General features: G+C 56.4%; 14 protein-coding genes. 4 read left to right on the top strand and 10 right to left on the bottom strand.

Annotation, left to right across the window (positions count from 1 at the left end):
- Nucleotides 1-320: 320 nt before the first annotated feature.
- Together HMPREF1628_RS04310 and HMPREF1628_RS04315 are read right to left on the bottom strand one after the other, a co-directional pair.
- Nucleotides 321-1007: a rhomboid family intramembrane serine protease gene (locus HMPREF1628_RS04310; RefSeq protein WP_232219377.1), complete on the bottom strand. Its 687-nt coding sequence runs from the start codon at nt 1005-1007 to the stop codon at nt 321-323.
- A 182-nt stretch (nt 1008-1189) separates the two neighbouring features.
- Nucleotides 1190-1711 carry a peptidylprolyl isomerase gene (locus tag HMPREF1628_RS04315; RefSeq protein WP_034508404.1) on the bottom strand — a complete coding sequence of 174 codons (522 nt, stop codon included), beginning with the start codon at nt 1709-1711 and terminating at the stop codon, nt 1190-1192.
- Nucleotides 1712-1864: 153 nt separating this feature from the next.
- Between HMPREF1628_RS04315 and HMPREF1628_RS04320 the strand changes: the two genes are divergently transcribed.
- Nucleotides 1865-2428 (top strand): hypothetical protein, encoded by a 564-nt coding sequence (locus tag HMPREF1628_RS04320; RefSeq protein WP_052038868.1) that lies wholly within the window; start codon nt 1865-1867, stop codon nt 2426-2428.
- Nucleotides 2429-2595: 167 nt separating this feature from the next.
- Here the strand turns inward: HMPREF1628_RS04320 and HMPREF1628_RS04325 are convergent, their stop codons facing one another.
- Nucleotides 2596-2862 carry a cell division protein CrgA gene (locus HMPREF1628_RS04325; protein WP_034508407.1) on the bottom strand — a complete coding sequence of 89 codons (267 nt, stop codon included), beginning with the start codon at nt 2860-2862 and terminating at the stop codon, nt 2596-2598.
- A gap of 229 nt (nt 2863-3091) precedes the next feature.
- Here HMPREF1628_RS04325 and HMPREF1628_RS04330 point away from each other — a divergent pair, with 229 nt between their 5' ends.
- The 3 genes from HMPREF1628_RS04330 to HMPREF1628_RS04340 are packed head-to-tail and all read left to right on the top strand — an operon-like array spanning nt 3092 to nt 4694.
- A complete protein-coding gene (locus HMPREF1628_RS04330) occupies nt 3092-3754 on the top strand; it encodes a DUF881 domain-containing protein (RefSeq protein ID WP_198030398.1) in 663 nt (220 codons plus the stop codon).
- Nucleotides 3744-4511, top strand: a complete 768-nt coding sequence (locus tag HMPREF1628_RS04335) for a class E sortase (protein WP_034508410.1) — start codon at nt 3744-3746, stop codon at nt 4509-4511. Before HMPREF1628_RS04330 ends, HMPREF1628_RS04335 begins: the two co-directional genes overlap by 11 nt.
- The gene (locus tag HMPREF1628_RS04340) at nt 4512-4694 is read left to right on the top strand and encodes a hypothetical protein (protein ID WP_034508413.1); all 183 of its coding nucleotides are present in this window, start codon (nt 4512-4514) and stop codon (nt 4692-4694) included. It begins immediately after the preceding gene.
- A gap of 74 nt (nt 4695-4768) precedes the next feature.
- Here HMPREF1628_RS04340 and pknB read toward each other — a convergent pair whose 3' ends face one another.
- The 7 genes from pknB to HMPREF1628_RS04375 are packed head-to-tail and all read right to left on the bottom strand — an operon-like array spanning nt 4769 to nt 13195.
- Nucleotides 4769-6556, bottom strand: a complete 1788-nt coding sequence (gene pknB / locus HMPREF1628_RS04345) for a Stk1 family PASTA domain-containing Ser/Thr kinase (RefSeq protein ID WP_034508415.1) — start codon at nt 6554-6556, stop codon at nt 4769-4771.
- Complete coding sequence (locus HMPREF1628_RS08635; RefSeq protein WP_052038870.1) at nt 6529-7872, bottom strand: serine/threonine-protein kinase; 1344 nt, start codon at nt 7870-7872, stop codon at nt 6529-6531. Before HMPREF1628_RS08635 ends, pknB begins: the two co-directional genes overlap by 28 nt.
- Nucleotides 7865-9313: a peptidoglycan D,D-transpeptidase FtsI family protein gene (locus HMPREF1628_RS04355; protein WP_034508418.1), complete on the bottom strand. Its 1449-nt coding sequence runs from the start codon at nt 9311-9313 to the stop codon at nt 7865-7867. Before HMPREF1628_RS04355 ends, HMPREF1628_RS08635 begins: the two co-directional genes overlap by 8 nt.
- The gene (locus HMPREF1628_RS04360; protein ID WP_034508421.1) at nt 9310-10707 is read right to left on the bottom strand and encodes an FtsW/RodA/SpoVE family cell cycle protein; all 1398 of its coding nucleotides are present in this window, start codon (nt 10705-10707) and stop codon (nt 9310-9312) included. Before HMPREF1628_RS04360 ends, HMPREF1628_RS04355 begins: the two co-directional genes overlap by 4 nt.
- Nucleotides 10707-11999, bottom strand: a complete 1293-nt coding sequence (locus HMPREF1628_RS04365; RefSeq protein WP_034508422.1) for a PP2C family protein-serine/threonine phosphatase — start codon at nt 11997-11999, stop codon at nt 10707-10709. The genes HMPREF1628_RS04360 and HMPREF1628_RS04365 overlap by 1 nt, the downstream gene beginning before the upstream one ends.
- Nucleotides 11999-12487 carry an FHA domain-containing protein FhaB/FipA gene (locus HMPREF1628_RS04370; RefSeq protein ID WP_034508431.1) on the bottom strand — a complete coding sequence of 163 codons (489 nt, stop codon included), beginning with the start codon at nt 12485-12487 and terminating at the stop codon, nt 11999-12001. The genes HMPREF1628_RS04365 and HMPREF1628_RS04370 overlap by 1 nt, the downstream gene beginning before the upstream one ends.
- Nucleotides 12488-13195 (bottom strand): FhaA domain-containing protein, encoded by a 708-nt coding sequence (locus HMPREF1628_RS04375; protein WP_034508433.1) that lies wholly within the window; start codon nt 13193-13195, stop codon nt 12488-12490.
- Nucleotides 13196-13286 lie beyond the last annotated feature (91 nt).

Below are 13286 nucleotides of genomic sequence, written 5' to 3' on the forward strand. Positions count from 1 at the left end.
TTAGCTCCACAACCACCCGGCTTAATAGGCCGGGTTTTTTAATGCCCGAGGTTGTCCGGGCGGTTGTCTAAAACCGGAGCCGATTGTGGAGCGCGATTTGGCAAACACTGCGGCGCTATGCAGCATATTCGTTCAGATTCTCTAACAAACACCACTTATGCACAGGTATATCCACACCTGGGGAAACTTACATACATGTAGTTTCCACAATGTTGTTCCTTGGAATCTCAGGTAGTTTAGAGTACTCAAACAGTAATAGAACCCGACCTGTGGAAAACCAGCAGGTCGGGTTCGAAATAGTTGTGGAAAGCTGTGTATAACTAGCTGTAGAACTGAGTAAGCCCCCAGTAGATCCCGTAGTTCAGGGCTAACAGCGCTACAAAAATCCCAACAGATGCCAACACCGTAGCGGTGGTTTGGCTCTTTTCAGTCTTTCCAGGTCTCGGTTTTGCCAGGCGAACCAAAATCCATGCAACCAGTGCGCCCGTGATCAAACCACCTAGATGACCTTGCCACGAAACTCCAGACACAACGAAGCCGTAAACAAGGTTCACGGCCAGCAAAACCACAATCGACGTTGTATCTGAGCCAGAGGCCTTTTGGAGCACGAAAATAGCTGCAAATAGACCAAACAGTGCGCCCGATGCGCCCACCGTTGCTCCCACTAGAGAAGTAGGATCAACAAACCCCCACGCCAGCACAAACAGGGATCCGCCCATTGCAGAAGCCGCGTACAGAACCAGGTAGCGCCCGGCCCCAAGGACCTGCTCCACGGGGTTACCAACGATGTATAGCGTCAGCATGTTCAGCCCTAAGTGCAACAGTCCGCCGTGCACGAGGGCAACTGTGAGTAGGCGCCACGGTTCGTGTATTGACCAGGCGGGCACATACATCAGCCAAACCTGGAGCGGCTTGTGAACCGTAGCGAGAAGCGAAACCGCGATGGTTATGCCAAGAATCCAAGTGGTGATGCTCTTGCCCTGCAAGCGATATGAGGGCCTGCGCAAGCGGGCGCGCGTGCTACTACTCGCGCACTCGGGGCAGATTGAACCTACTTCGGTATGGATAGTGCAGTCTGAGCAGGTGCCCCTTCCGCACCGTTTACATGTGGAAATGGCGGGGAGGTTAGGGTGACGAGGGCAGGCCACAGCGGGCTGTGACCTGCGTTCACCATAGCGTGGCTGGTCGCTCACTCTTCGATGTCAATCGTTTCGATTACAACGTCCTCAACTGGCCTGTCATTCATACCCGTTGGGACTGCGGCAATCGCGTCTACAACCGCCTTAGACTCGTCGTCAATAACCTTGCCGAAGATTGTGTGGTTACCCTGCAGCCAGGTGGTTGGAGCAACGGTGATGAAGAACTGCGAGCCGTTGGTGCCCCGGCCCATGCGCTTACCGGCGTTAGCCATCGCAAGCACGTACGGTTCGTTAAAGTTCAGCTCCGGGTGGATTTCGTCGTCAAAGTTGTAACCGGGGCCGCCAACGCCAATGCCAAGAGGGTCGCCGCCCTGAATCATGAATCCGGGAATAACGCGGTGGAAAACAACGCCGTCGTAAAGCGGTGCGTTGGTCTTTTCACCCGTTGCCGGGTGCGTCCACTCCCGCTTACCTTGCGCAAGTTCGGCAAAGTTCTTCACCGTAATCGGTGCGTGGTTGGGGAAAAGTTCAATGGCGATGTCGCCCATATTTGTGTGAATTGTTGCTTTCATACTGCAATTGTCGCAGATTTGTTTGGATATGTCTTTATTGATCACCCAAGATTAGCGGCCGGTTCATCCTGCAATGCGCGCGGTTTCAGTGCAAAATGGAAGGGATAGTGTTTCGCTAACGCGAAGCTGATTCTCAACGTAACGGAGGAAATGATGGGCAAGCTAGATACTAAGAAGCTCCATCGTGAGGCCGATGCCGCAGCTGAGGCCGCGATGCGTCATGGCGAAGAGTTTGTAACAAAGGCACAGAACCTGGCGCAAGAGGGTGCAGAATGGGTTGCTCCTCGCGCTCAGTACCTGTGGGATGAGACGGTTAAGGCAACCGCCCCGGTGCTAGAGGAAGCCGCGGATCGCGTTCGTCCCTACTTGGATGATGCTCAGGCTGTAGCCAGTGATTACGCCAAGCGCGGCGAGAAGGCTGCTCGTGCAGCATCTGCAGCAGCAAAGAAGGACGGTACTATCGCCGAGCGCGTACAGCGCGCAGGTGAGGCCAGCCGCAAGGAGCTCACAAAGCCGAAGAAGTCTGTTGCCGGTACGGTAGCCAAGACGTTCGGGTGGGCACTGCTCGGCACCGCGGCAGCGGGCGTTGGCTACCTACTTTGGCGTCGTTCCCAGCCGATTGAGGATCCTTGGGCAGAAGAGTACTGGGCGGACCTCGACACCGATGTTGACATCGTGGAAACCCCGGCAGAATCTGCTGAGGAAACCGAAGAGTAAGCCAAACTTAGCTTCTTCTATGAGGGAGGTTGAGGCCGCGGGCCTCGGCCTCCCTTCAAATTACAAACCCCTTGGTAGCTACAGCTTTACATCGGTAACAGGCATGCTAGAACCGGCCTAGAAACATAAAAATGGTGGGCATTACGCCCACCATTTTGCGTGAAACTTTAACGCCAGCGCAGTGTCATGAGGAATCCGGTCATCATGAAACCAAGGCCGATTGCGAGATTCCAGTTGCCAATGCCAGGAATGGGGAAGCGAGCTCCCGTCATGTACATGACGACCAGCCAGAGTAGGCCAATGATTAGCAAAGTTACGAACGTGGGAGCCCACCAAGACGGGGAGAGTGGGATGCCGTCAGTCCACGACTTGATTTCCAAATCATCCGAATGGGACGAGTTGGACGTCTTCTTGCGTTTTCTTGATTCAGGCACGCCTAATACCTTCCGACAGAGCCCTACCCGTACACTGGTTACATTGGATTGGGCAAATGATTAAAATCCTGTAATAGCGTACCAAAAGTAGCAGACATCGCGAAGAGGAGGGCTAGTGGAAAACGCGGATATGCGCGGCGCTCACCGTGGCGCGCACAGTCGCGGAGCTAACCATAGCCGCAAAACTCCTTTTTCAGAGCGCCTGAAACACTTTTTTGGCCGTGGATTCGTGCTTTTTCTAGCTGGATTGCTGTTTGCTGGTTCAATGACGTTGCGTCCTCCCGCTGGCTCGAGGTACGACTCAGATCTGTTGTCTCTGGTGGCCCGCAAAGAAGTTACCGTGAAAGAGCTATCTGCGGACAACGAGGACATGTATAAGCAGATTGACCAGATGATCGCGGCTGTTCCAGATCAGCCGCAACTGCCCATTTCAGAACGTACGCGTGTGGAGTTAGCCGGGCCAGGCGTCACGGTGACGTTAAATGACGCTCCGGTACCGGAACCATTACCGGAGGGAGTTGTGGCAGACGACCTCGTAATCCACCAGCAGGACATAGAGGCCGTTTTTAATGCTCTGCTAAGTGGCGGTGCAGAGGCGCTCAGCGTGCAGGGCCGGTTTGTGCGCGCCGATTCGAAAGTTTCATGCGTGGGCAATGTAATCAACATCGACGGTAAGCTCTACTCGCCTCCCTACGAGATTGGGGCGATTGGCGATTCCGCCAAAATGCGCCGCGCGCTCTCGCAGGATACACAGATCGCTATCCTGGGTGAGTACGTAGCTCGGTTCAACTTGGGTTACAGTGTTCGAGATGAATCAAACCTCAAAATTAGTGCCGTAAATCAACAGCCGGTATTCGACTTTGCGAAAGTGACGGCTAGCAATGACAACTAGGTCATACCCCAGCAGGCGCGCAGTGGCGCGCAAGAAACCAAGCCTGTTTATTAGGTTCATTGGTGTTCTTGGCGAGCTCATGATCACGGCTTCGCTTGTGATTGGGTTATTTATCTTCTGGCAGCTGTACTGGACTTCCTGGGAGGTCGAGGCGGACCGGGAGCAGGCGATCAGTGACTTTGAAGCGAAACTTCCAAAGGTTTCTGTCGATAAGGTTCCTCCGGCTCACACGGAGGCTCCGCCTGAGTTCACCCCGGTGGGTTATGGCGAAACCATGGGCATTTTGCACATACCCGTTTGGGACAACATGAAAGTTCCGGTGGTGCACGGAACGGCACAGTACCTGCTGGATCAGGCGCTGGGCGGACACTATGAGTTCACGCAATGGCCGGGCGAGGTTGGCAACTTCGCGGTCGCTGCTCACAGACGATCGTACGGTAACAACTTCCGTTACGTAGATACGCTCGAAGAGGGCACACCGGTGGTTATGGAGACCTCGAACGCATTCTTGGTATACAAGGTAGTGCAAAAAGAGATCGTGCTTCCGGAGCAGACAGAGGTTATCAACCCGGTTCCTGATCAGCCGATTGGCGCCACTCCCACCAAGCGAATGCTAACGATGACCACCTGTAGTACCGAGACAGGAGGTCAGTTTGGTAACAGTCACCGCTACATAGTTCACCTGGAGTTCCAACACTGGTATGAGCGTGATAAGGGCTTGCCACCTGAACTTAAGTCTGAGAAGGAGGGCGCATAAATGTATGCCGCTATCTTCCGCCTGCTACCGGGCCCAAAGTGGTTAAAGGTTGTCTGGTCGATCCTGCTGATTTTTCTAGTGGCCTGGCTACTTCTTGAGTTTGCCTTCCCGTGGGTGCAAGACACGTTTAACGTGGTTGACAATACGGTGGACGTGCCGGATGTGACAACAACCAGTACGTAAGTGTTTTAAGTAAGCAAATAGATGGGCGGCCCGTGACGTGAGTTCACGGGCCGCCCATCTATCCGTCAGGTTTATTACCTATTTTCAGAGGGTTGTTCCGTCGGTGGTTGTGGCTGCTCCTGTGTGGGAGGCTGCGTGGGCGCGGGTGCTTTAGAAACCGTGACGGTGATCGTCGTCCCCTTGGATACAGTTCCAGTTGCGGAAAGACTCATCACCGTCCCCTCCGCATAGTCTGCGCTCTCTTCGGTTTCAACGTTGGTGTTGAGGCCCAGTTCCTGCAGAGTCTGTAGCACTTCGTCGCGGGGGCGTCCAACCAGGTCTGTGGGCACGGAAACGTTGCCAGAGGCAACGAATAATGTTACTGACTCGCCTTCACTGATTGTTGCTCCGGCTTCGGGATCGGTTTTAATAACCCGCCCCTTCTCCTGTGAAGGATCGTCAACAGTGACAACGTCAGATACTTGCAGTCCCTTTTGCTTTAGTTGATCTCGCGCCTGCTGTTGGGTTAGGCCGCTGACGTCTGGAACCGTGGTGTCTGCGGGGCCTGAAGACAGAACCACCTTCACGGTGGTGCCCTTATCTACAATTGTGCCGGCTTCCGGGTCAGATGAAATGACCGAGTTTGCAGGAATTTCTGAACTTGCTTCCGTGCTTGCAATGGCAAACTCTAATCCGGCTTCTTTAAGTCTTGCGATTGCTTGTTCTTGAGTCTGTCCAACAACGGTTGGAACCGGAACTTGTTCTACTTCCGGCTCCGCGGAGTTAGTGGCAAACCACCACACCAGGCCGCCAATCATGGCAAGGGCAACAACGATAAGTAAAGCGATTGGCCAACGCTTCTTCTTGGGTTCCTCCTCCAAAGTGTCAATGCGCGCCATGGTTTGCGTATCGTAGGCGGGGGCCGGAGGTGGCATGGTTGCTGCAGGCATCGTCATGGTAGCAGGGGACATAACCTGCGTTGCTGGCGCCTGCCATGAGTCCGTTTCGGGGGCCATTACGAGAGCGCCGCGTGCCGCTCGATTGAGGTCGGCACGCATCTCTTCGGCAGAGCTGTATCTGTCGTCACGGTTTTTCGCTAAAGCCTTGAGGACAACTCGGTCAATTGAGTCCGGCACGTCACTGGTGATGGAAGAAGGTTTTGGCGGAATTTCTGACACGTGTTGGTAGGCCACGGCGACAGCAGAATCGCCCTTGAACGGAGGTTGTCCCGTGAGAAGTTCGAACAGTACACAACCCGTGGAGTAAATGTCAGAGCGGGCGTCAACCGGATCGCCGTGCGCCTGTTCCGGGGATAGGTACTGAGCAGTTCCAACCACGGCATTCGTCTGCGTCATAGTGGCTTGAGAGTCCGTGAGGGCACGCGCGATACCGAAATCCATGACTTTGATCTTGCCGGTGTTCGTCAGCATGATGTTGCCCGGTTTAATGTCTCGGTGAACCAGGCCGTGCACGTGTGAGTATTCGAGGGCTGAGAGCACGCCAGAGATGATCTCTACGGCCTCATCGATAGGAACAGGAGCTCCTCCTGCCAGGAGGTCGCGCACCGTGTGTCCTTCTACGTATTCCATAACGATGTAGGGCACGGAGACGGTTGAGCCGTCGGGTGTTGTCACGTCCTCTTCGCCAGTGTCGTAAACCGCAACTATGTTCGGATGGTTCAAAGACGCGGCAGCCTGCGCTTCGCGGCGGAAACGGGTTTGGAAAATAGAGTCTCGCGCAAGGTCGGTGCGGAGCATCTTGATTGCGACCACCCGAGACAGGCGCGTATCGAAGCCAAGATGTACCTGCGCCATGCCTCCACGGCCGATCATCGACCGCACTTCGTAGCGTCCGGCTAGGCGGTGGGTGTGGTTGTCAGCCATACTTGAACCTCCGTTGATGTGTTATCTGCCAGAATACTCGTAAATTGCCCGTGACTCGCTGTCGAGTTTGTGGAGCTCGGGTTGCTTTTGAAAGCAAACATGACTAGCAGTGTGACAATAAAAATGACAATTGCGACAACTAATAACTCTTGTAGTTGCACTTCGTAAGGGTCTGAGGATGAGTGTCTATATGCTCTGTTATTACCTGGCTGTCGCCGTGATTTAGGGGCGTATTGTGCCCGAGTGGGTAAGTAGCTTTTAGTTGCAGGTTTTGCGGTTCGGTTGTGTTGGTCAGATTTGAATGCGGGGGGCGCGTCAGATCGCAACTTTGTGGCAGTGGTTTTGCGTGAAGTGGCGATGTCAGTGCGTCTTTTGGTTGCGGTCTCGTTAGCGGATTGTTTCTTCGGGATCGAGGTGGTGAAGCCCGCGCGACCTCGTTCAAGGGCAGCTGTTGGCGCGTCAGGTAGCGAGACGGGTTTCGGATTGGTGGGGAGCCCAAGGGAGACAGCGGCGCTGGATAGTTGCTTCACGAGGGTGGCACCATCTTTAGGCCGATCTGATGGTTTCTTTTCCAGTAGCTTCATGACGATTCGCGCTAGCTCTTTGGGAACATCGTCGGGTAGCGGCGGGACTTCATCGTTGACGTGGGCAAACGCGACGTCCACCTGAGTTTTGCCGGTAAACGGACGCTTTCCAGCAAGTGCCTCGTAGGCGATAACGCCTAGCGCATACAGGTCGCCACTGTGGGTTGCGGGATCTCCCATCGCCTGTTCGGGCGGCAGGTACTGAGCGGTTCCCATAACCATGCCAGCCTCAGTCATGGTGGCTTGGCCAGGCGTTGTGGAAATGCCAAAGTCGGTGAGCTTAACCAAACCCTCGGGCGTGATGAGGATGTTGGAAGGCTTGATGTCACGGTGGACGATTTCGCGGTCCTTGGCTGACTGAAGTACGTATGCGGTTTGGATAAGGATGGGTAGTAGCTGGTCTGGCGCGATGCGGTTACCGCCACGCAGATACTCGTTGAAGGGACGGCCCTCAACGTACTCCATGACAATCCATCCGGTGCCATCCTCCTCACCGTGGTCGAGGACCGCAGCGATGTTGGGGTGTTGGATGCGCATGGCGTTGGTTGCTTCCATGCGTAGGCGCTGGAGGAAGGTGGCCTGGCCGGTGAGCTCTGGTTTGAGGATCTTCACGGCAATGTGTCGGCCAGTGACTTTATCTCGCGCGGTCCAAACTTCGCCCATGCCGCCCGTAGCAACCTGGCGGACAAGTTTGTAGCGCCCGCCCAGTACTTTTCCGCTGTAGTTACTCATTGGCAGACTCAACTTCCAAGAGTTGGCGGACCACTGGGCCGGCGTCAGTTCCGCCACCCACGTAGGGGTTGATGTCATCGCCCTGGATGGCTACGGCAACAACTACAGGGTTGTCATTGGCTATAAAGGCTACGGACCAGGCGATGTTGCGATCTGCCACCTCGGCCGTACCGGTTTTTGCAGCAACGGTGCGGTCAGGCAGATACATGGTCCCGCCCGTGCCGTACCGGGTGTCAACTACCGCAACCATCATTGTGCGCAACTGAGAGGCAACTTCGGGTGTGATTGGGGTGGAAAGAAGCTCTGGCTTAGTGGTGGTTTGAACCTCAAGATCGGCGTTTACTACCGAATCGATAAGGTACGGCTTCATCAGTTGACCATTGTTTGCCACCGCTGCAGCGATCATAGCCATTTGTAGAGGCGTGACTTGCACGTCGCTTTGTCCAATCGCGGCGAGGGCGGTTTGGGCCGGGTCCAAATCCTCGGGATATGCGGAGGGAGTAACTGGTAGTGGGATGGAAAGATCCTGCTCGAAGCCGAAGTCTAGGGCCTTCTGGTGGAGTTTTTCTGCGCCAACTGTTACCCCGCCCTCGGCAAAAGTCGTGTTGCACGAGCGTGCGAACGCTTCGGTCAAGGTCGGGTTGCCATCACCGCAGGCGAGGCCGCTAATGTTAGGCAGGTCGGTTTCTGTGCCGGGTAGGCGGTATGAGGCTGGGCCGCTCACCTTCGAATCTGGAGTCAGGCCGGATTCAAGCATTGCTGCAGCAGTTACAAGCTTGAACACTGAACCGGGCGCGTAGCGATCGCCGGCAATGGCACGGTTCTTGAGCGGTTTTCCACTGTCTGCGTCGAGCTGCTTGTAGTAGTCCAATGCCGCCGCCCCGTCTGGGTCGGCTAGCTTGTTCGGATCGTAGGACGGGGAGGAGTAGAGGGCGCGGATTGCTCCAGTCTTTGCCTCGATGGCAACAACGGCTCCTTCGCGTCCTCCAAGGGAAGATTTAGCAGTTTCTTGGAGAGCGGCGTCGATGGTTAGGTTGACGCCGCCACCACGCCGCTCCTGGCCGGTGAGCAGATTTTGGAGCCGCTGGGTGAAGAGGGAGGGTGCGTCGCCCTCAAGAATGTCGTCGGCGGCGGATTCAAGACCGCTGGATGACCCGAGGTTTGTGGAGAACCAGCCGGTGAGGTGCCCGTAGAGGTCGCCGGCCGGGTAGCTGCGGTTGTACCTGCGGGAGTCCGGGATTTTCACTGACTCGGCGATTGCAGTGCCGTTCACGATGATGGGGCCTCGGTCGCGTTCCGCGGCATGTAAAATGGTGCGCGAGTTGCGCGCGTCCGCGTTAAGTTCGTGCGCCTTGTAGAACTGAATGTAGGTGGCTGCTAGCGCCAGCGAACACACCATGGCGAACAGGATGATGTAAAGCTTACGGATTTGATCGTTCATTTGGCGCCTCCCGCAACATCATTGGGGATAGCAACCGAGGTTGGGGGACGACGCGACGCGTCGGATATGCGTAGCAATAGGGCCACGGATATCCACGAGGCAACCATGGACGAGCCACCTTGCGCGAGGAAGGGCGCGGTGAGTCCCGTGAGTGGAATCAGGCGGGTGATGCCGCCGAGTACTACGAATAGTTGGAGTCCGAGCGAGAAGCTGATGCCGGTGGCAAGTAGTTTGCCAAATCCGTCGCGCACACCGATTGCGGCGCGCAGTCCGCGCTCGATCAGGATTAGGTACAAGAGCAAAATGGCCATCAGGCCGGTGAGGCCAAGTTCTTCTGCGAGGGAAGAAAGGATGAAGTCAGACTGCGCGAAGGGCACTAGTTGCGGGTATCCGCGCCCCCAGCCGGTGCCGAACAATCCGCCTGACGCCATGCCAAACTGGCCTTGCACTACCTGGTGAGAACCGCCGATGGCGTTGTAAATGTCGTTGTCGTACGCGTGTAGCCAGATAGTGATGCGCCGCCCAACGTGGGGGAAGGCTTGGATTGCGAAGTAGGCGGCTGGTGCGAATAGTGCCGCGCCGATGATTAGCCAGGAAACGCGAGCGGTGGCTACGTAGATCATGGCGATGAACAGGCCGAAGAATAGTAGCGAAGTGCCGAGGTCACGCTGCAAGACGAGCACGAGGATTGCTACCAGCCATGTGAGCAGGATGGGGCCGAGGTCGCGTGCGCGAGGCAGGCGGATACCGAGGAACTTTTTACCCCCAACGGTGAGCATGTCGCGGTTGGTGACGAGATATCCAGCGAAGAAGATGGCGAGGGTGATTTTTACGAACTCGGCAGGTTGGACGGAGAACGGTCCGAGGTAAATCCAGATGCGCGCACCGAAATGTTCTTGTCCAAGCCCGGGAATGAGGGGCAGGATGAGTAGAACGATGGACACGAACATGGCGATGTAGGTGTAGCGGCGCAGGTTTCGATGGTTGTGTACGAGGATGAGTACAACTGCACCGGCCAGTAGCCCCACGGCTACGAAAATCAGCTGTTTCATACCGACAATCGGGTATTGCGATTCTGGTGGGAGGTTCTCGTTTAGCGCCTTGTAAGACATGTCGAGCCGGTAAATCATGGCGAGGCCAATGCCGGTCAGTCCGACAGCCACGGGCAGGATCACTGGGTCGGCGTGTGGAGCGAGTTTTCGCACCCCAAGGTATGCAACGGTTGAGAATACGACGAGGATTACCACGTGCCAAAGGATGTTGGCGGGTAGCTCATCGGTTCGATTGAGGGAAGTGAGGGCGTAGCCTCCCAGGCCCGCGGCCGTGGATAGGACAAGCAGGAGCAGCTCTAGGATGGGCCGCGATCTTGGAGGGGAGATCGTTACGGTTGCCATTAGCTCTCCTTAGTGGCAGCCGTTGTTGGCGAGCTAGTTCCAGATTCGGATGGCGTAGTTTCGCCTGTTTTATCATTCTGCTCAGTTGTCGAAGTTGTCTTATTGCTCTCAGCTGTGCGCTTCAAGGACTCAACATACTGGTTGATTTCCTCCATTGAGGATCTGCGTACAGGCTCTTGTAGGCGCGTGCGTTCAACGGGGAGGAGATCTGCAGCCTTGAGCTCGGTTAGTTCAACTGGATGAGACAACTCGAACGGGCCAACCGCCTGCGGAATGCCTTGGAATATGACAACCTGGTCTTCCACCAATTGCGCGTAATACTGGGTTTGTGACCAAACGTATCCGCCCCAAGCGCCCAGAATCACCAGCGTTGCAACGATAAGGGCGAAGAAGGGTTTAACCCAGGATTTGGGTTTCAAGTCTTCGGGTTCTTCCTCATCGAGGATGGTTTCGCGCGGCGCAAGGTTGGCGGCGCGTGCGGCAGCGCCCCCGCCTCCGCGGCTAGGAAGGTTGCGATCGACCGCTGCGGCGCCCACTACCTGGGGGGTTTGCGCGTCGATGGAACCGGCAGGAACGACGTCTGCGATCACGCACGTGATGTTGTCGGGCCCGCCCCCTCGTAGGGCAAGGTTGATTAGCTCCTCGGCACATTCGCCAGGATCGTCGATGGTGGATAGCGTTTCGATGATTGTGTCGGCGGAAACTACGCCGGACAGCCCGTCGGAGCACAGCAACCACCGGTCACCCACCACGGCTTCGCGTACGGATTCGTCGGGCACAACGTCAGAGCCAGAGTCTCCAAGAATGCGTAGCACGATCGAACGCTGCGGGTGGTTTTCAGCCTCTTCTGGCGTGATTTGTCCGGTTTGGATTAAGTACTGCACAAACGAGTGGTCGGTGGTGACCTGCGTGAGGTTGTCGCCGCGAAGAACGTATGCGCGCGAATCACCGATGTGTACCATCGCAAGTTTTGACCCTGATCTCATAAGGGCAATACACGTGGTGCCAAGGCCTTGCAGTTTCGGGTCGTTCTTGGAGCGTTCAACCAGCTCCTCGTGCGCGGCATTCAGGGCGTCGCGAAGCAGGGAAAGCATTTGCTCGGCCGGATGGTCGTCCGCATCGAGGGGGGCGAAGTGGGCGACGGCCACGGATGATGCGATGTCTCCGCCCGCGGGTCCGCCCATGCCGTCGGCTAGCAGGAGCAGGTGCGGCCCGGCATAGCCGGAATCCTGATTGTTTTTACGCACGAGGCCCACGTCGGACCTGGCGGCGAAGCGGAAGTCAACTGCCATTAGCTCACCAGCTCAAATGTGGTTCTACCAATGCGAACGTTAGCGCCAAACGTGAGGCGGTGGGGCCGGTCGATGCGCTCGTCGTCAACGAACGTGCCGTTTGTGGAGCCAAGGTCTTCAACCCACCACCCTTCATCGTCCAGGTGCAGGCGGGCGTGGCGCGAAGACGCGTATTCGTCGTCGATCACAAGCGTAGAGGCAGGCGAGCGGCCGATGGTGATGTCCGCATTACCTAGCTTCATGGTGGTGCCAACCAGGGGACCTCCGGTGATAAGGAGTTTGGTTGGCGTTGCGGGGGCTGCACCGCGTTTGCGGCGCCGTTTAGATTCAGCGAGGTGCTTGTCAGCCTCTTTGCGGCCCGCGCCGCGCGGGGTGACCACGGTTCCGAAGATGTCTTGGCGTAGCAGTGAGACAGCTCCGAGCGCCACCGCCCAAAGTAGGAGGAGATACAGGAGCCGGAGCAGCGTGAATGCCAGGTCAGAAGCCATCTACGTGTATTGCTCCTTTGCGGCAGATGTCCAAAACAGGATGCGCGTGCGTCCAATCACCAGCTGATTTCCGTCCACCAGTGTGGCGGCGTCTACCTTGTGTCCTTCGACGTAGAGGCCGTTTGTGGAACCGAGGTCGGAAGCGATCACGCCGTCCGGGGTTTTGCGTAGTTCGAGGTGGCGGCGGGAAACTCCGGAGTCTGAGATGGTGATGTCGGCTTCGGCTCCGCGTCCGAGGATGGTGACGGGCTCTGTGAGGATCCAGCGTTCACCCTCTACGTCGATGATCGGGTTGGATTCGGTGGCAACTTGGCTGGTGGCTGGGGCTACCGCCCCGCGTTTGGTGCCAACTTCGATTTCGAGTTCACCCGTGAGCTCTTCAGGGCCTTCCTCAATATTCACGTCGATGGGGCCGACGAGGGCGAAGTTGTTTTCTTCGGCGTGTTCGCGCGCAGTGTTTTCGACCTCGGTGGCGAGGACGTCAATGCCAAGCTCTTCGAGTCGCTTCATGTCGGCGGGGGCGACGCGGACGGTGTACTGGTTTGGGGCGATGGCCCGATCCCGGGAATATTCCTGGATGTGGTTGTCCATGGCGCTGCGCACCGCCGAGCTGACGTCTACAGGTTTAAGTTCAGAGCGGAAGATCCGGGAGAAGGTACCTTGCACGCCCTTTTCGATTGCTGATTCGAATCGGTCAAGAAACCGCATTGTCCACCCCCAATAGGTAGCTCCATGGTTTTGCTACAAGCTCGGAATCTACGCTACTACTTTGGCCATATTATAGCGATTGAGCGAGGTT

This window comes from Actinomyces sp. S4-C9 (genome assembly GCF_000758775.1).
Taxonomy (GTDB): domain Bacteria; phylum Actinomycetota; class Actinomycetes; order Actinomycetales; family Actinomycetaceae; genus Gleimia; species Gleimia europaea.